Source organism: Cupriavidus sp. FW305-3-2-15-C-LB2 (assembly GCF_058787575.1).
Window position 1 is genome coordinate 72,750 of sequence record NZ_JBYSZW010000027.1, and the last position, 17,611, is coordinate 90,360.

17 protein-coding genes are annotated in these 17,611 nt (G+C 69.5%); 8 read left to right on the forward strand and 9 right to left on the reverse strand.

Annotated elements, in window-relative coordinates; all coding sequences use genetic code 11:
• Positions 1-10 precede the first annotated feature (10 nt).
• Positions 11-742, forward strand: coding sequence for a Coq4 family protein (locus AC3WRR_RS19980; RefSeq protein ID WP_492297912.1), 732 nt, complete (start codon positions 11-13; stop codon positions 740-742).
• 68 nt (positions 743-810) lie between these two features.
• Here the strand turns inward: AC3WRR_RS19980 and AC3WRR_RS19985 are convergent, their stop codons facing one another.
• Together AC3WRR_RS19985 and AC3WRR_RS19990 are read right to left on the reverse strand one after the other, a co-directional pair.
• A complete protein-coding gene (locus AC3WRR_RS19985; protein ID WP_010809042.1) occupies positions 811-1,398 on the reverse strand; it encodes a malonic semialdehyde reductase in 588 nt (195 codons plus the stop codon).
• Positions 1,399-1,486: 88 nt separating this feature from the next.
• Positions 1,487-2,425 carry a DMT family transporter gene (locus AC3WRR_RS19990; RefSeq protein ID WP_041687238.1) on the reverse strand — a complete coding sequence of 313 codons (939 nt, stop codon included), beginning with the start codon at positions 2,423-2,425 and terminating at the stop codon, positions 1,487-1,489.
• Positions 2,426-2,526: 101 nt separating this feature from the next.
• Here AC3WRR_RS19990 and AC3WRR_RS19995 point away from each other — a divergent pair, with 101 nt between their 5' ends.
• Together AC3WRR_RS19995 and AC3WRR_RS20000 are read left to right on the forward strand one after the other, a co-directional pair.
• Positions 2,527-2,958 (forward strand): DUF1841 family protein, encoded by a 432-nt coding sequence (locus AC3WRR_RS19995; protein WP_010809044.1) that lies wholly within the window; start codon positions 2,527-2,529, stop codon positions 2,956-2,958.
• Between the two features lie 133 nt (positions 2,959-3,091).
• On the forward strand, positions 3,092-4,384 hold the full coding sequence (locus AC3WRR_RS20000; protein ID WP_454749356.1) for a phospholipase A: 1,293 nt from the start codon (positions 3,092-3,094) through the stop codon (positions 4,382-4,384).
• Between the two features lie 6 nt (positions 4,385-4,390).
• On the opposite strand, the gene AC3WRR_RS20005 is transcribed toward AC3WRR_RS20000, so the two are convergent.
• Both AC3WRR_RS20005 and grpE read right to left on the reverse strand, forming a co-directional pair.
• The gene (locus AC3WRR_RS20005; protein WP_011614899.1) at positions 4,391-4,819 is read right to left on the reverse strand and encodes a thioredoxin family protein; all 429 of its coding nucleotides are present in this window, start codon (positions 4,817-4,819) and stop codon (positions 4,391-4,393) included.
• 88 nt (positions 4,820-4,907) lie between these two features.
• Positions 4,908-5,468 (reverse strand): nucleotide exchange factor GrpE, encoded by a 561-nt coding sequence (gene grpE, locus AC3WRR_RS20010; RefSeq protein WP_010809047.1) that lies wholly within the window; start codon positions 5,466-5,468, stop codon positions 4,908-4,910.
• Positions 5,469-5,743: 275 nt separating this feature from the next.
• Here grpE and AC3WRR_RS20015 point away from each other — a divergent pair, with 275 nt between their 5' ends.
• Positions 5,744-5,917 carry a hypothetical protein gene (locus AC3WRR_RS20015; RefSeq protein WP_010809048.1) on the forward strand — a complete coding sequence of 58 codons (174 nt, stop codon included), beginning with the start codon at positions 5,744-5,746 and terminating at the stop codon, positions 5,915-5,917.
• 68 nt (positions 5,918-5,985) lie between these two features.
• Here the strand turns inward: AC3WRR_RS20015 and AC3WRR_RS20020 are convergent, their stop codons facing one another.
• The 3 genes from AC3WRR_RS20020 to hrcA form a co-directional block, all read right to left on the reverse strand.
• Positions 5,986-6,381, reverse strand: coding sequence for an RNA-binding S4 domain-containing protein (locus AC3WRR_RS20020; protein WP_010809049.1), 396 nt, complete (start codon positions 6,379-6,381; stop codon positions 5,986-5,988).
• The gene (gene hemH, locus AC3WRR_RS20025; protein ID WP_010809050.1) at positions 6,378-7,493 is read right to left on the reverse strand and encodes a ferrochelatase; all 1,116 of its coding nucleotides are present in this window, start codon (positions 7,491-7,493) and stop codon (positions 6,378-6,380) included. The genes AC3WRR_RS20020 and hemH overlap by 4 nt, the downstream gene beginning before the upstream one ends.
• A 106-nt stretch (positions 7,494-7,599) precedes the next feature.
• Positions 7,600-8,634: a heat-inducible transcriptional repressor HrcA gene (gene hrcA / locus AC3WRR_RS20030; RefSeq protein ID WP_010809051.1), complete on the reverse strand. Its 1,035-nt coding sequence runs from the start codon at positions 8,632-8,634 to the stop codon at positions 7,600-7,602.
• A 102-nt stretch (positions 8,635-8,736) separates the two neighbouring features.
• Between hrcA and AC3WRR_RS20035 the strand changes: the two genes are divergently transcribed.
• The 4 genes from AC3WRR_RS20035 (at position 8,737) to mprA (ending at position 13,706) form a co-directional block, all read left to right on the forward strand.
• Positions 8,737-9,654, forward strand: coding sequence for an NAD kinase (locus tag AC3WRR_RS20035; protein ID WP_011614898.1), 918 nt, complete (start codon positions 8,737-8,739; stop codon positions 9,652-9,654).
• 66 nt (positions 9,655-9,720) lie between these two features.
• A complete protein-coding gene (recN, locus tag AC3WRR_RS20040) occupies positions 9,721-11,475 on the forward strand; it encodes a DNA repair protein RecN (protein ID WP_011614897.1) in 1,755 nt (584 codons plus the stop codon).
• 54 nt (positions 11,476-11,529) lie between these two features.
• Positions 11,530-11,979: a hypothetical protein gene (locus AC3WRR_RS20045; RefSeq protein WP_011614896.1), complete on the forward strand. Its 450-nt coding sequence runs from the start codon at positions 11,530-11,532 to the stop codon at positions 11,977-11,979.
• A 107-nt stretch (positions 11,980-12,086) separates the two neighbouring features.
• On the forward strand, positions 12,087-13,706 hold the full coding sequence (mprA, locus tag AC3WRR_RS20050) for an MprA protease, GlyGly-CTERM protein-sorting domain-containing form (RefSeq protein ID WP_492297914.1): 1,620 nt from the start codon (positions 12,087-12,089) through the stop codon (positions 13,704-13,706).
• A gap of 18 nt (positions 13,707-13,724) precedes the next feature.
• On the opposite strand, the gene rrtA is transcribed toward mprA, so the two are convergent.
• Entirely contained in the window at positions 13,725-14,363 is a 639-nt protein-coding gene (rrtA, locus tag AC3WRR_RS20055) for a rhombosortase (RefSeq protein WP_492293344.1), read from the reverse strand.
• Positions 14,353-17,226, reverse strand: a complete 2,874-nt coding sequence (gene glnE, locus AC3WRR_RS20060; RefSeq protein WP_454749368.1) for a bifunctional [glutamate--ammonia ligase]-adenylyl-L-tyrosine phosphorylase/[glutamate--ammonia-ligase] adenylyltransferase — start codon at positions 17,224-17,226, stop codon at positions 14,353-14,355. The genes rrtA and glnE overlap by 11 nt, the downstream gene beginning before the upstream one ends.
• Between the last annotated feature and the right edge of the window lie 385 nt (positions 17,227-17,611).

Here is a 17,611-nt window from a genome sequence, read left to right on the forward strand (position 1 = left end):
AGCCCCGCCCATGGCCACCACCACCGCTTCCAACCCCTACAAGCACAATGTCTTCGCCGCGTTCCAGGCCGTGCGCAAGCTGATGGCGAACGGCAACGACACGGAGCAGGTGTTCCGCATCATGCGCGCGCTCAACGGGCCGTCCATGCCCCGCAACTTCAACCGGCTGCTGAGCACGCCCGACGGGCGGCGCATGGTCTACCAGCGCATCGAGCTGGCGGAGCGCCTGTCCGATCCCGCCTACGTGGCCAGGTTCGCACCGGGCACGGTGGGCGCGGCCTATCGCGCGTTCCTGGAACAGACCGGCTACAGCGCTGACGGGCTGGCCAAGGTCTCGAACCTGGACCAGGAACCGTTGATCGAGGACGCCTACATGTGGTTCGGCCGGCGTACCCGCGACATCCACGACATCTGGCATGTGCTCACCGGCTACCGGGCCGATGAAAGCCTTGGCGAAGCCGCACTGGTGGCATTCAGCTATGCGCAGACCGGCGGCAAGGGCTGGGCCTTCATCGCCATCGCGGCGTCGCTGAAAAGCCTGCGCGTGAGCGGCAGCCTGGCCTTTGCGCGGGCCGTGCTGGAAGGCTACCGGCTGGGCCGGCGCGCCCTCTGGCTGTTGGGCGAGGACTACGAGAAGCTGCTGCACGAACCCATCGGCGCGGCCCGCGCGCGGCTTGGCATTGCCGAACCGCAGCGCTACCTGGCCTGCAATCCCGATCCCCTGCAGGAGTGGACGGCCTGAAGCGCTGCTGCGTGCCCCAAAAAAAAGCGACCACGGCCGGGTCGCTTTTTTGATGGTGCGCAGCGCGATCAGACGATGCGGCAGGCTTCGTCGAACGACAGGCGCGGGCCGCGCGGGAACAGCTTGTCGGCCTCGCCGTAGCCCAGGTTGCACAGGAAGTTGACCTGCCACTTGCCATCGGGGAAGAAGGCTGCGTTGACCTTGTCGGCATCGAAGCCGCCCATCGGGCCGCAGTCCAGGCCCAGCGCGCGCGCCGCCAGGATGAAGTAGCCGCCTTGCAGCGAGCTGTTCATCAGCGCGTCGCGGGCGATCTTCTCGTCGTTGCCGGCGTACCAGGAACGGGCGTCGGCATGCGGGAACAGCTTGGGCAGCTGGTCGTGGAAGGCGGTGTCGAAGGCGATGATGGCCGTCACCGGCGCCGAACGGGTCTTGTCGACGTTGCCGGCCGACACACAGTCCACCAGGCGCGCCTTCTCGGCAGCGCTCTTGACGAACACGATGCGCGCCGGGCTGCTGTTGGCAGCGGTCGGGCCGAACTTCATCGCTTCATAGATCTGGTGCAGCACGGCGTCGTCCACGTGGCGGTCCTGCCACACGTTGTGCGTGCGGGCTTCGGTGAACAGCTGCGCCAGCGCGGCGTTGTCGATCTGGGACATGCGCTTCTTTCCTGTACGGGATTTGAGGGAAGGGGCGATTGTACCCAACGCTTTGTGCGCGCCACGACAGCGCCTTTGAGCAACCCGTTCAATTCCCTTGCATATCGGCGCGGGCCGGCGCCGGCGCACTGCCCCTGCGGGTCAGCCACAGCACGCCAGCCAGGATCAGCCCGCCGCCCACGGCCTGCGCCGTGCCGATATGCTCGCCCAGCAGCAGCGCCGCCAGCAACACGGTGACCACCGGCTCCAGCGTCGACAGCATCGACGCCTGCGCCGCGCCCAGTCGCTGCAGGCCGGCGAAGAAGGTCAGGATCGCCAGCACCGTCGACAGCAGCGCGATGCCCGCCAGCGCCAGCCAGCCGCCGGCAGTGGCCGGGAACTGCGGCGGCGCGCCCGCCCCCATCCGCAGCAGGCCGACGGCGCCGTAGACCAGCGCCGCCGCGGTGCAGATCACCGTGGTGGTGGCAATCGGGTTGACGCCAGCGGTCACGCGCGCGCCGACGATGATATAGACCGAGTAGATCACCGCCGCCGCCAGCCCCAGCGCGATCCCCAGCGGCGAGCCCTCGCCGCCGCCGACGGTCAGGCCGGCGCCGACCGAGCACAGCACCAGCGCGATCACCGCGGCGGTGGTCAGCCGCTCCTTCAGGAAGATGGCCGCCAGGATCGTCACGAACAGCGGGTACAGGTATAGCAACAGCGCCACCAGGCTGGCCTGCGCATGGTTGAGTGCGCTGAAGAAGCAGAACGACTGGCCGACATAGCCGATGCCGCCCATCGCCGCCAGCGCCAGCACGCGGCGCCACGGCGGCAGGCCGATGCCGCGCGTGCGCATCACCCAGGCCAGTGCCGCGGCGGCCAGCACGAAGCGCACCAGCAGCAGCCCGTAGACATCCGCGCCGGCCGCGTAGGCAAAGCGCGCGAAGATCGCCATGGCGCCAAAGGCGCTGGCCGACAGCGCGATCAGCAGCACGCCGGCCAGCTTGTCGCGGGCATGGTCCGGGGCGGTTTGGGCGGAAGCGGTCATCGGGCGGGCGGGAAGTCGGCGATCCCGCATTCTACTTGGCGCCGTCTGCAGCAACCGGGCCGCCAGCGCGGGCCGCGGCCCTCGTTTACAATGTCGCCACCATGTTTAATCCCTCACGAGAAGAAGTCCGCCGGTTCTTCTGCGATGCCTGGCAGAAGCAGCTCACAGGCGGCGTGCTGACCCCGCTGGAAGCCATCGCTGTAGACTGGATCGGCGAGCACCCCGAGTACCACGGCCTGCTGCGCGACACCGAAGGTGCGCTGTCGCAGGACTACACACCCGAGCAAGGCCAGACCAACCCCTTCCTGCACCTGTCGATGCACCTGTCGATCTCCGAGCAGGTCTCGGTCGACCAGCCGCGCGGCATCCGCCAGGCCTATGAGGCGCTGGCACGCCGCCTGGATTCCCCGCACGAAGCGCAGCACCAGGTGATGGAATGCCTGGGCGAAATGCTGTGGCAGGCACAGCGCACCGGCCAGCCGCCCGACGGCGACCACTATGTCGATTGCGTCAAGCGCCGCGCCAACCGCTAAGTCCGGTACGCGTCACGCATCAAGTGCAGCGTACAATTCGTCACAACCCTCCGATGGGTGCGTGGTAGTCTTTGCGGGTCCGCATTTTCCCTAGCCGCGTTGCCGTCACATAGCGGCGCGGTGCCCGCAAGCCATGTCCCGTATTGCCCTCCCCCGCCGGCGCCGGCTCGCGCCCGCCGGCCGCGCCGTTGCCCCGCTCTGCCTGTCGCTGATGCTGGCCTGGCCCCTCGCCGGCCACGCCGGCGTGGCGCTGTTGCAGCCGCCGCGCGTGATCGACGGCAACCAGCCGCTCACGCTGACGCTGGTAGTCAGCGCCGACGACGCCACGCGCCGCTACCGTATTCCCGACACGCTCGAAGTGACCGCCTCGGGCGACCTGCAGGCGCCGGTGCGGCTGGTGCTGTGGCGCGAAGTCTCGGGCCCGGCCGTGGTCAACCTGCGCCGCGGCGAGCACCGCGCGATCCGCTACACGGTGGCGCTGCCGCCGGCCCTGCGCGGCCAGGTGCGGCTGGATGCCACCGGCATCGACGCCGCGCCGGTGCTGTTGACGCTGAACCGCCTGCCGCGGCCCGGTGAATCCGCCACCGCTGAGCCGCCGGTTGCCGGCAAGGCGCTGGCAGCGAACGGCTTGGAGCCGGCCACCGAAGCCGCCGTACCGGTGACCCCGGTCACCACCGCCGACGCTGCCGCACCCGCTCCGGCCGACCTGCGCGACAGCGCCCGGCTATCGTTCCATGACCCGATGTATTTCATGGTCGGCGCGCATGACGGGGCCAACGCCAAGTTCCAGCTGAGCTTCAAGTACCGCCTGTTCCAGGGCGAAGATCCGGCGTCGAAGCGTCTGTTCGACAACCTCTACGTGGCCTACACCCAGTTCTCGCTATGGGATCTGTCCGAGCAGTCCAAGCCGTTCCGCGACACCAACTACCGGCCCAGCCTGTTCTATTACCTGTCGGATACCGGCGTGCGCAACAACGCCATCAGCCGGCTGTCGCTGGCGGCCGGCCTGGAGCATGAATCCAATGGCCGCAACGGCGACGACTCGCGCAGCATCAATACGGTCTTCGTCAAGCCGACCTTCTACTTTGGCGACCAGAACGACTGGCACTGGCGCGTCGCGCCCAAGCTCTACGCCTACGTGGAAAAGGGCGACAACCCCGACATCGCCCACTACCGCGGTTTCATGGACCTGGGCATTGCCTACGGGCGCCCGGACTCATGGGAGTTCTCCGCCACGCTGCGCAAGGGCACGCGCAAGTGGTACGGCAGCGTCGACGCGCAGCTGACCTACCCGATGGCGCGGCTGATCCCCGGCACCGCGGGCTACCTGATGGCGGGCTACTTCGTCGGCTATGGCGAGAGCCTGCTGGACTACAACCACAAGCTGCCGTGGCAGTTCCGCATCGGCTACGCGCTGTCCCGCTGAACCCACTCAGCCGGCCAGCGGCTTGCCGCTGGCCTTGAGCCGCGCATTGGCCACCGCGGCGGCAAACTGGCCGTGGCCATGCCAGCCGGTGGCGCGGCCCAGCTTCTTGCCGTTCCGGAAGAACATGAACACCGGGATGCCATGCAGGCCAAAGCGCCGGCCCAGCCCGGGATGCGCGTAGACGTTGGCATGCAGCCAGCGCAGTTCCAGCGCGCGGATCGGTTCGGGGTTGGCCAGCATGGCCTTCTTGGCCATCTCGCAGTTGAAGCAGTCCTCCCCCCAGAAGAACACGCACACCAGCGCATCGCCCGCAGCGGCGATGGCGGCGTCGATGCTGCCGTCATCGACCTCGCGCATGCCGAATGCCTCGAAGGCGCGGTGGTCGAGGTGGGGGGCCGGGAATGTCGCCGGGCCGGCGCCTGGTTCAGTGGTCATGCTCGCTCCAGAATGACAAACGCCCGGGCCAGCCGGCACCGGGCGTCAGGTCGCGATCCAGGACGGCACGCCGCCGCCCCAGGCGGCCTTATTTCGGTGCCGCCACCGTCACCAGAGCCGGCCGCAGCACGCGCTCGGCAATGGTGTAGCCGCGCTGGAGCACGGTCACCACGGTATTGGGTTCCTGGTCCGCCGGCACCATCGAGATGGCCTGGTGGCGGTGCGGGTCGAATTTTTCGCCCACCGGGTTGAGTTCAACGATCTTGCCGCGCTCAAAGGCGGCGGCCAGCTGGCGCGCGGTCAGCTCGACGCCTTCGCGCAGCTTGGCGATATCGCCCGAGCCGTCGGCCAGCGCGGCCTGCAGGCTGTCCATCACCGGCAGCAGGTTGTCGGCGAAGTTCTCGATGGCGAACTTGTGCGCCTTGGCGACATCTTCCTGCGCCCGGCGGCGGATGTTCTCGCCCTCGGCAACGGCGCGCATATACAGGTCGTAATGCTCGCGCGCCTTGGCTTCCAGGGCGGCCAGCTGGGCCGCCACGTCGTCCACGGCAGCGGTTTCCGGCGCGCCGGCCTCCTGGCTGGCGTTGGCCGCCTCATCGCCAGCGGGCGTAGGCGTCTGGGTGGTTGGCGTCTGCTTCTGTTCTTCCATGTCGATCCGTATCAATGCATTGTCGCGGCCCGCCGTGGGCCTGGCCGCGGGTGGTAAATCGGCGCGTGTTCCGTGCAGGTGGTGGCAAGGCGCAGGTTTTCAAGAGTGGCGCTGGCGTGACGCGGAAACACACGGTTACAAAGGCCAGGCATATGCAATCGACGCCTTATTGCTTTGCTGCATCGCAATCACTAAGATTCCCAGTAATAAAAATGACAAAAATGCCGGGGGTTGTGGAGATGGTTCATCTTTGTGCCTCTTCCGGAAGGTTGGCCATGCATAAGCTGCCAGTCGTGACACTCTGCCTTGTGGCCGCATTGGCGGTCATGACCGTCTTTATCTGCCTTTCCGGCGCATTCACCCCGCGCGATACGGAGTATGGCAGCGGCAAGGCGGTGTTCAAGCACTACATCGTCCCTATCGTCAGCCAGGAAGTCACGCAGGAATAAGCGCCACCTGACCCTGGTCCAAGCGCGCGGCGGCAGCGGGGGCTTCCCGGTGCCGCCGCGTTGTCATTTCAGCTCTTCAGGTGGTCGATGCGGCGCCGGTCCCGCTTGGTCGGGCGCCCCTGGATCTGCGCGGACGGCTCCGGCTGCAGGCGCCGGCGCTCGGCGTCGGCCAGCCGGCGCGACTGGCTTTCGGCACTTTCCTCGTACAGCGTCTGCGCCACCGGCGCCGGCCCGCGCGCCGGGGCAATGCCTTTCACCACCAGTTCCCAGCGCTGCTGGTGCGCTTCCAGCACCACCATGTCGCCGGGCTTCACCTCGCGCGAGTTCTTGCATGGCTGGCCGTTGACGGTCACCTTGCTGCGCTCCACCGCTTCGGCCGCGAGCGAGCGCGTCTTGAAGAAGCGCGCGCACCACAGCCATTTGTCGATGCGCTGGCGCGCATCCGGCTCAAAGTCGACATTCATGCCGCCGCTCCCCGGGTCTGGGCGCGCGTGCGCCGTGCTTCCAGTTCATGCGGATGCGGCGTGGCCAGCGGCCAGCCCTGCAGGTGCTGCAGCGCGATCTCGGCCATGGCCGCGACCCACGGATCGGCGTCATTCAGGCACGGGATGAAGTGGAAATCCTTGCCGCCCGCGACCTTGAACTCGGTCTGCCCTTCCATGGCGATTTCCTCCAGGGTCTCGATGCAGTCGGCCGGAAAGCCGGGACAGAAGACATCGACCCGGCCCGCGCCGACCTTGCCCAGCTCGGCCAGCGTCGGCGCGGTGTACGGCTGCAGCCATTCCGCCTTGCCGAAACGAGACTGGAACGTCACCTGGTACTGGCCCGGCTGCAGGCCCAGCGCCTCGCCCAGCAGCCGGCCGGTCTTCAGGCATTCGCAGTGATAGGGGTCACCCAGCTCCAGCGTACGCCGCGGCACACCGTGGAACGACAGGATCAGCTTGTCGCCGCGGGCAAAGTCCGGCATGCCGTGGCGCGCCCAGTAGGCGCCGACCTGCTGGTGCAGCGCCGAGATATAGGCCGGATGGTCATGGAAATGCTTGACCAGCCGCAGCTCGGGCTGGTTGCGCCACTGGCCCAGCACCCGGAACACCTCGTCGAAGGCCGTGGCCGTGGTGGTGCCGGAGTATTGCGGATACATCGGCAGCACCAGCACCTGCTCGCAGCCCTGCCGGCGCAGCGCCTCCAGCACCGAGGCGATCGACGGGTTGCCGTAGCGCATTGCGCACGCGACCGTCACCTCATGGCCGTGCTGGTTCATCAGCCGCTGCAGCGCATGGGCCTGGCGCTCGCTGTAGACCAGCAGCGGCGAGCCCGTCATATGGGCCTCGCGCAGCCAGATCGATTCGTATTTCAGCGCCGAGGCGCGCGAACGCAGCGGCAGGATCACCCCATGCAGCAGCGGCAGCCAGGCCGCGCGCGGGATCTCGACCACGCGCGGGTCGGACAGGAACTCCTTCAGGTAGCGCCCCACCGCCTTGGGCGTGGGAGCGTCCGGGGTGCCCAGGTTGACCAGCAGGATCGCCGTGCGCGGCGCGTGGCCGTGCTGGTAGGCCGGTTCGGGAGAAAACGTCATGTCGCTTCCGGGTTGACACGGTGCCGGGATGGCGCCGGTGCGGCGCACCGGCGATTGCCGCGCTCGGCAGGAATGGGGCCGCTTGTCAGACCAGCCAGTCTTTGCACTAGTTCTGGCTCAGGGCGCTGGACAGCAGGCGCGCGGTGATGTCGACGATGGGGATCACGCGCTCATACGCCATGCGCGTGGGGCCGATCACGCCGAGCGTGCCGACGATCTGGCCGTCGACCTCGTACGGGGCGGTGATGACCGCCATGTCTTCGATCGGCACCAGCCGGCTTTCGCCGCCGATAAAGATCTGCACACCCTGCGCATGGCTGGACACGTCCAGCAGCTGCAGCAGGCTGGTCTTGTGCTCGAACACGTCGAACAGGCGCCGCAGCTTGTCCATGCTGGAGGCCAGGTCTTCCACTTCCAGCAGCTTGCGCTCGCCACTGATGAAGACGTGGTCGTCGTCCTCGTCCTCGGCGACGCTGCCGGCCTCGACCGCGGCCTGCATCAGCTGCGACATGTCGCGGCGCAGGTCCTGCAGTTCCACCCGCAGGTGGCCGCGCACCGCGTCGAAGCTCATGCCGGCATAGTGCGAGTTGAAGAAGTTGGCCGCCTCGATCAGCTGGGCCGGCGTGTACGACAGCTCGGTCTGGATGATGCGGTTCTGCACGTCGCCCTCGGGGCTGACGATGATCAGCAGGATGCGCTTGTCCGACAGCCGCATGAATTCGATCTGCCGGAACGCCTGCGCGCGGCGCGGCGTCATCACCACGCCGGCAAAGTGCGACAGGTTGGACAGCGTGCGCGCCGCCGCCGTGATCATGCGCTGCGGCCCCAGCTGCTGGCCGCCGAGCTGGTCCTGGATCTGGCCGGTCAGCTCGGCCAGGTCGGCGTTGCGCTCCAGCGGCTTGGCCGTCAGCATCGAATCGACGAACAGCCGGTAGCCGCGCGGGGTCGGGATACGGCCGGCCGAGGTGTGCGGACTGGCAATAAAGCCCATTTCCTCCAGATCGGACATCACATTGCGAATCGTCGCAGGCGACAGGTCCAGCCCCGAGTATTTCGACAAGGTGCGGGAACCGACCGGCTGCCCTTCGGCAATATAGCGCTCGATCAGGGTCTTGAGCAGCGTTTTGGAGCGTTCATCCATGATGCCCCGATTTTACGCAAGTTTTGGACCTTCTGGCGGCCGGCCTGGCCCGCTCGCTGGCGCCTGCTGACAAGCGTCATGGCGGTATGGTCTAATCCACGCATGTCCGCCCCCCCGAAAGCCAGCGCCGTGCGCACTTCGTTCAAGACCGTCGCCCTGGTGGGCCGGTACTCCACTGCCGGCATCGAAGGGCCGCTGGAGGAGATCGCCTCTTATATCCTGCGCAACGGGCAGGACGTGGTGTTCGAGCGCGAAACCTCGCTCGCCACCGGGCTGACCGCCTACCCTGCCCTGTCCGCCGAGGAGATCGGCCGGCAGGCCGACGTGGCCGTGGTGCTGGGCGGCGACGGCACGCTGCTGGGCATCGCCCGCCAGCTCGCCGGCTATGACGTGCCATTGATCGGCGTCAACCACGGGCGGCTGGGCTTCATGACCGACATCGCGCTGGAAGACGCGCACACCGTGCTGCCCGACATGCTCGACGGCCGCTATGAGGCCGAGACCCGCCTGCTGCTGGAATCGCGCGTGGTGCGCGACGACATGAACATCTTCTCCGCGCTGGCCCTGAACGACGTGGTGGTGAACCGCTCGGGCATCTCCGGCATGGTCGAGCTGGCGGTGTCGGTGGACGGCCACTTCATGTACAACCAGCGCTCGGACGGCCTGATCGTGTCGACCACCACCGGGTCCACCGCCTACGCGCTGTCCGCCGGCGGCCCGATCCTGCATCCGACGCTGTCGGGCGTGGTGCTGGTGCCGATTGCCCCGCACGCGCTGTCCAACCGCCCGATCGTGCTGCCGCACGACGCCGAGGTCACCATCGAGGTGGCCAGCGCGCGCGACGCCAGCGTCAACTTCGACATGCAGTCGCTGACCTCGCTGCTGCCGGGCGACCGCATCGTGGTGCGGCGCTCCGAAAAGACCATCAACCTGCTGCACCCGGTCGGCTACAACTACTACGCCACGCTGCGCAAGAAGCTGCACTGGCACGAATACCCGTCCGAGGACAACCGCCTCTGAGCCAGTATCAAGCCGCCCTCCAAGCCTGAGCCCGAACCCATCGGACCGACTACCTTCCACGCCACGATGCTGCGCAGCCTGTCCATCCGCGATTTCGTCATCGTCGATACGCTCGACCTGGACTTCACCACTGGCTTCACCGTCTTCACCGGCGAGACCGGCGCCGGCAAATCCATCCTGATCGATGCCCTGGCGCTGGTGCTGGGCGAACGCGCCGATGCCGGCGTGGTGCGCGAAGGCGCCCCGCGCGCCAGCGTCAGCGCCACCTTCTCGACCCACCCGGCACTGGATGCCTGGCTGGCCGAGCGCGAGCTCAACAGCGAAGCGGAAGACGGCGTGCATACCGTGCTGCTGCGCCGCACGGTCGATGCCGGCGGCCGCAGCAAGGCCTTTATCAACGGCGCCGCCGCCACCCTGGCGCAGCTGCGCGAAGTCGGCGACCAGCTGGTCGACATCCACGGCCAGCACGCGCACCAGCTGCTGCTGCGCCCCGATGCGCAGCGGCTGCTGTTCGACGCCCACGCAGGCCTCACCCAGCAGGCCGGCGCGGTGGCCGAGGCCTGGCGCGCCTGGCGTGCCTGCGTGCGCCAGCGCGAGGCGGTGGAACACCAGTCGCGCGAGATGCAGCTCGAACGCGAGCGGCTGGAATGGCAGGTCGGCGAACTGGACAAGCTCAACCCGCAGCCGGGCGAATGGGAAGAGATCCAGTCCGAGTACAACCGGCTGTCGCATGCCGCCGGCCTGATCGACGGCAGCCGCGCCGCGCTGGACGCACTGTCCGAGGCCGACGGCTCGGTGCTGTCGGCGCTGAATACCATCGTGCACAAGCTGCAGCAGCTGGCCGATGTCGACGGCGCGCTGCGCGACGTGCTGGCCGCGCTCGAGCCCGCGCAGATGCAGGCCGAGGAAGCCGCGCACTCGCTCACGCGCTATGTCGACCGGCTCGAACTCGATCCCGAGCGGCTGCAGGCGGTCGACGAACGCATGCAGGCGCTGCACGCCACCGCGCGCAAGTACCGCCTGCCGCCCGAGCAGCTGCCCGACGAGCTGGTGGCCCGCCGCCAGCAGCTGGACGACCTGCAGGCCGCGCAGGACCTGAACAAGGTGATGGCGCGCGAGGCCGCGGCCAAGGCCGCCTACCTGACCCTGGCGCAGCATCTCAGCCACGCCCGCAAGCAGGCCGCGCAGGCGCTGTCCGCCGCGGTCACCGACGCCATGCAGGGCCTGTCGATGGCCGGCGGCAGCTTTGTCGCCGCGCTCAATGCGCTCGACGAAGGCCAGAGCCACGGGCTCGAGCAGGTCGAATTCCTGGTCGCCGGCCATGCCGGCGTGAGCCCGCGGCCGCTGGCCCGGGTGGCCTCCGGCGGCGAGCTGGCGCGCATCAGCCTGGCGATCTCGGTGATCACCAGCGAAGCCTCGCCCACGCCCACGCTGATCTTCGACGAGGTCGATACCGGCATCGGCGGCGCGGTGGCCGAGGTGGTCGGCCGGCGCCTGCAGGAGCTGGGCCGCGCGCGCCAGGTGCTGTGCGTGACGCACCTGCCGCAAGTGGCGGCGCAGGCCGGCACGCACCTGCTGGTGAGCAAGGAAACCACCGATGCGGGCGACGGTTCGGTCACGCGCTCGCGCATCAGGGTGCTGGACCCCGCCGGGCGCGTGGTCGAGACCGCGCGCATGCTGGGCGGCGCCACTGTCACCGCCACCACGCTGCAACATGCGGAAGAAATGCTGGCGCAAGGCATGGCCGGCGGCCAGGGCAGCCAGCCCGCGCGCGGTGCGGGCGGCAAGGATGGCCGGCGCAGCCGCCGCGCCGCCGGCTGACGGCCCCGCCCGCCCCGCACGTGCGCCAATCCATACACTGACAGGAGCTTCACCATGACCCGCCAAGCGCAAGCCGGCCTCCGGCAACGACCGCGCGCATCGCTGCGCGCCGTGCTGGCCATCGCCACCGCCGCATCGGCCGCACTGCTGGCGCTGTCCGCCTGCCAGGCCCAGCCCAAGTCCTCGGCCCCGCCGCCGGGCAGCATCAGCGATGACCGTTCCCTTGGCGACATCATGGTGCGCTTCAAGCCGCCCGCGGTGAACCTGTCGGAGGACGCCGGCAAGCTGCTGGCCGGGATCAAGGGCCCGATCCGCTATGTGGTCAAGCGCCCGATGTCCGGCGGCGTCTGGCTGGTCACCGCGATCTCGCCGTCGGCGGATGCCACCATCGACCAGGCGGTCGAAACCCTGCGCGCCACGCCCCGCATCGAGACCGCCGAGCCCGACCGCGTGCTCAAGCCTAACCGCAACATTCCCACCAGCCGTGACATGCCGCAGAGCTGAGCCCGACTGCAGGACGGTTCTTAAGCCTTCGGTCGCCCTTGCGCAACGACGCTGAATCGTATTCGCTACATAACAAGCCCCCGCGCGCTACGCCCCAGGAGGTATGCATGCCGCAACCCGCGCAGTCCGACTTCCGTAGCAGCCCCGTGGCCCGCCGCTGGCGGGCCATCGTCATCGCCGCCGCTGTGTGCGGCGCAATACCGGCCAGCGCGGCACTGGCTGCCGGCGTCCATGCCGCACCCGCCTACACCGGCCAGATCATCGTGCGCTGGCGTGACGGCGCCGATGGCACAAGCAAGACGCCCGCAGCCGCGGCGGATGCGCTCAAGCAGCTGAGCGCGCGCACCGGCATTGCCGTCACGGCGCGCCGCGCCATGGGCGGCAACCTGCAACTGCTGCAGGTCCCCGACGCACTGGCAGCCGACCCGGAAGGCGCGGCGGCCCGGCTGCGCCAGGACCCGCGCATCGCCGATGCCGTGCCCGACCGCTGGCTGAAGCTGCACGACACCCTGCCCAACGATTCCGAGTTCATCTCGCGCCAGCCTTACCTGATGGGCACCGGCACGGCGGTGGGCGGCGTCAACCTGCCGCGCGCGTGGGACCGCAGCCGCGGCAGCAGCGGCGTGGTGATCGCGGTGGTGGACACCGGCATCCTGCCGCACCCCGACCTGGCGGCGCGCGTGTTGCCTGGCTACGACTTCATCAGCAGCAGCACCATTTCCAATGACGGCGATGGCCGCGACGCCGATGCCACCGATGCCGGCGACAACGTGACAGCGGGTTTCTCGTGCCCGGGTGGATCGCCGGCCCCGACGACCGAGCCCAACAGTTGGCACGGCACCCGTGTCGCCAGCGTGCTGGGCGCGCTGACCAACAACGCGCAGGACATCGCGGGCGTCGACTGGAACGCGCGCATCCTGCCGGTGCGCGTCTCGGGCCGCTGCGGCGCGCTGCTGTCCGATACCGTCGATGCCATGCGCTGGGCCGGCGGCTTGTCGGTACCCAACGTGCCGGCCAATCCGACGCCGGCGCGCGTGGTCAATATCAGCCTCGGCGGCGGCACCTGCAGCAGCATTGAGCAACAGGCCGTCACCGACCTGAACGCGCGCGGCGTGGTGGTGGTGGCCGCCGCCGGCAACGAGCGCGGCGCGGTGGAGGCGCCGGGCGACTGCAGCGGCGTGATCGCGGTCACGGCGCATGCCAACGACGGCGAGAATGCCAGCTATGCCAATGTCGGCCCGCAGGTCGCGATCAGCGCGCCAGGCGGCGGGTGTGGCAACTCGCAGGTAGTCAATGGGCAGTGCACGACCGCGCCCTCGGTCATTCGCACCCTGAACAACGATGGCAAGACTGGCCTGGGCAACTATGTGGTGACGTCATCCGCGGGCACCAGCTTCGCCGCACCGATGGTCTCGGGCGTGGTGGCCATGATGTTCGCGGTCAATGGCTCGCTGACCCCGGCCCAGGTCACCGCGGCGCTGAAGTCTTCGGCACGCCCGCATCCGTCCGGCACCTATTGCACCACCAATCCGGGCGTCTGCGGCGCCGGCCTGCTCGATGCCGACGGCGCACTGGCGGCCGCGGCGGGCATGCCACCGGCGCAGGCTGCGCCGGCACCGGCCTCGGGCAACGGTGGTGGCGGTGGCGGCGGCGCCGTTGCGCCCTGGACCGCGGTGCTGCTGGCGCTGTCCGGCCTGCTGGCCTTCGCGCTGCGGCGCCGCATGTAAGCCCGGCGCCTGGTCGGTTCAGGCGTCGTCGCCGCGGGCCGGGCGCCGCGCCAGCCACCACTCCTGCAAGACCCAGCACAGCAGGCCGGCGACGGCGCCGGCCGCGGGGGCGACGCGCACCACGCCAAAACCCCAGGCCGGATCGAACACCACCGGCGCCAGCCACGACTGTTCCACCCAGACCTTGGCCAGCACGCCCAGGCACAGCAGCACGCCGGTGACGCGCGCCAGGCCCGATGCCCGCAACAGCCCGAGCGCGCCCCACAGGGCCAGCCCGTGCAAGGCGCCTGAGAGCCCGCCATACCATGCAATCGCCGGCACGCGCAGCAGCACCACCTGCACGCCGATGCCGCAGGCAACCAGCACCAGCAACAGGGTGCGCGCACGCGCCACGCGCGCGGCGATGGCAAGCACGCCGGTGGCGGCCAGCGCGTCGGCCAGCCAGTGGTGTCCGTCCAGGTGCACCCACATGGCGGTGGCCAGGCGCCACCACTGGCCGTCCAGCCGCACCGCATCGCGCAGGTAGAGGCCGTGCGCATGCCACCACGGCATGAAGGTGAACCAGGCCGACAGCGCCCACACCAGCGCGATCGCCGCCAGCAGCCCCGGCCACGATGCGCCGGCGGGTGCCGGCGGAACTGCCGCGTCAGGCCTCACCGAACACGGCCTGCCACAGCGCGCGCACCTGTCCGGTCTGCTGCGCCACCGACTCGGGCGCGACGCGCGCATGCGCCTGCCCCTCGAGCCGCAGCTGGTGCTGGCGCGCGCGGAACAGCCGGTAGGCATCGCCCACCGCCAGTGCCAGCGTGGCGTCGATCAGGCCCAGCTCGCCCGCTGCGCGCAGCAGCGCGATATTGCCCGCGTTGCGCGTCAGCTGCGGGTGCGCCCGGCTGTGCAGCAGCACCAGGTACTGCACCGTGAATTCGATATCGACCATGCCGCCGCGATCGTGCTTCAGGTCGAACAGGTCGGTCGGGTTGGGATGGCCTTCGGCGACCTTGCGGCGCATCTGCACGATCTCGTCGCGCAGCGCGGCGGCATCGCGGTCCTGGCACAGCACCTCGCCGCGCAGCGCCTCGAAGCGGTCGCCAATGGCGGCATCGCCGGCGCAGAAGCGCGCGCGCGTCAGCGCCTGGTGTTCCCACACCCAGGCGGTGTTGTCGCCTTCGCGCAGCTGGTAGCGGCGGAACGCCTCGAAGCTGGTCACCAGCAGGCCGGCCGCGCCGTTGGGGCGCAGCCGAGTGTCGACGTCGAACAGCGCACCGGCGGCGGTATGGCTGGTCAGCCAGGTGATCAGCCGGCGCGCATACGCGGAGTAGACGTCAGGCGCGCGTTCATGGTCATCGTCGTACAGGAAGATGATGTCCAGGTCCGAGGCATAGCCCAGTTCCTTGCCGCCCAGCCGGCCGTAGGCGATCACCGCGAAGCGCGGCGTGTCGCGGTGGCGCGTGGCCAGCTGGCGCCAGACCGTTTCCAGCGTGGCCTCGAGCATGGCATCGGCCAGGTCGGACAGGCGGTCGGCCACCTGCTCCACCGTCAGCATGCCCTGCAGGTCCTGCAGCAGCACGCGGAAGGTCTCGACATGATGCTCGCGCCGCAGGATGTCCATCTGCTGCTCGATCTGGCCTTCGGCGGCCAGCAGCCGCTCATGCAGGCGCTTGCGGAAGGCGGCCCAGTCGGGCGCGCCGGCCAGCGCATCGCTGTCGAGCAATTCGTCCAGCAGCTGCGGATGCCGCGTCAGGTAGGCCGCGGCCCAGCGCGAGGCATGCAGCGTCTGCGCGACGCGGTCCATCGCCTGCGGGTATTCGGACAGCAACGACAGGTAGGAGGCGCGGCGGCTGATCGCCTCGAGGAAGTCGATAAAGCGCGCGATGGTGCTGTCGGCATCTTCCTGGCGCGCGGCCAGGTCGAGCGCGCGGTTCACCAGCTGGTCGAAGCGCGCGCGGCTGGACTCGGACAGCGCGCGGTAGCGCAGCGACGAGGCGATCGCGCGCAGCCGGTCCAGCAGCCCGGTGCAGTCGGTAAAGCCGGCGGCCTGCAGGCGCTGGCAGGGCGCGGCGTTATCGCCGCAGGCCGCGTCGTCCTGCTTCTGTTCCGGGTTGTCCTGCGCTTGCGCGGCGTTGTCGTCGAACACAATGCCCGGCCACAGCGCTTCGCACGGGGCGGCATCGGGATCCGAGAAGGTGGCCTCGAACTGCTGCGCCACCGGCTCCTGCAGCGCCGCCAGGCGCGCCAGCAGTTGCTGCCAGTCGTCGCAACCCATCATCCGCGCCACCGCCAGCTGTTCGTCGGGCGAAGTCGGCAGGTGGTGGGTCTGGGCGTCGTCGCGGTACTGCAGCCGGTGTTCGAGCTGGCGCAGGAAGCGGTAGGCATCGCCGAGCTGCCCGGCCTGGCCGGCGGGAAGCAGCCCGCGCTCGACCGCCACCGCCAGCACTTCCAGCGTCGGGCGCACGCGCAGTGCCGGGTCCTGGCCGCCGCGGATCAGCTGGAACACCTGCGCCATGAACTCGATCTCGCGGATGCCGCCGCGGCCCAGCTTGATATTGAACGACCGCTGGTTGACGCCGTGCCCCGCCAGCCCGCCGCTGCGCTTGGCGGCCTCGCTGCGGATCTGCGCGTGCAGCGAGCGGATCGCGGCGATCACGCCGTAGTCCAGGTAGCGGCGGAACACGAAGGGCGTGGTCAGCCGCGCCAGCAGGCCGGCGGTGCGCTGCGCGTGCGGCGTGTCGAGCGCCGACACCACGCGGCCCTTGATCCAGGCATAGCGCTCCCACTCGCGCCCCTGCACCACCAGGTATTCCTCCAGCATGCCAAGGCTGCACGCCAGCGGTCCGGCGTCGCCGTTGGGGCGCAGCCGCATGTCGACGCGGAACACATAGCCGTCGGCGGTCACCTCGGCCAGCAGGTTGATCAGCCGGCGGCCGAGACGGATGAAGTACTCGTGGTTGGACAGGCTGCGCGAGCCGCCCTGGGTCTCGCCGTCCTCGTCATAGAGGAAGATCAGGTCGATGTCGGACGAGACATTGAGCTCGCGCCCGCCCAGCTTGCCCATGCCCACCACCACCAACTCCTGCACCTCGCCGCTTTGGGCGCCGACCGGGCGGCCGAAGGTGGCGGCCAGGTCGTCGCCCAGCATCGCCAGGCCGTGCTGGATCGCCAGCTCGGCCAGGTCGGTCATGGCGCCGGTGACCTCGCCCAGCGTGGCCAGGCCGCGCAGGTCGCGCTCGATCACCGCGCACATCACTTCGGCGCGCAGACGGCGCAGGCTGCGCTTGGCGGATTCCTCGGCATCGGCCGAGGGCTCGTGCAGCGCCTGCAGCCGCGCCTGCATCCAGGCGCGCGTCAGCGGCTGGGCGGCTGCGGCGGCCAGGATGGCCGGCAAATCCGGCCGGGCCTGCACCACGCGGCGCGCGTAGTGCGAATACGCAGCCGAGTACAATACGTGGCCGCCCGCGTGGCCAGCCTCGTCAGCCGGCTGCAGCGCCTGCGCCGCGGTGATGGCGAAGGCGCCGGCAGCCATGGTGCCGGCGCCCGGCCCCGGCTGCGGGTCCGCCGGATTGGCCGGATCCGGTGTGGCGCGCGCGCCATGTTGGTCAGCAGCGTCGCCAGCGGCGGAACTCGTCGGTTCAGAGGCAGTCATTCCAGTATTTGAAATGCGAGAAAAGGTGCGGCCCGTGGTTGGTCCCGCGGTTCACCTGCTCGCGTCCTGTTGTCCGCGCAGCGGGCGCGCCATCGTGGCTATTGTCGCTTTGGGCGCGCGCAGCTTGCGCGTTCTTGTTTCAGCCGGCCGGGCACCAGATTGGAGAGCGGCTAGTATTGTCGGATAATCTGCGCATGTCCAGCCGCGCCCCACAACCCGCTGATGGTTCCCCCCCCAATGGCGGCGCGGGCGGGCAGGACGCCGC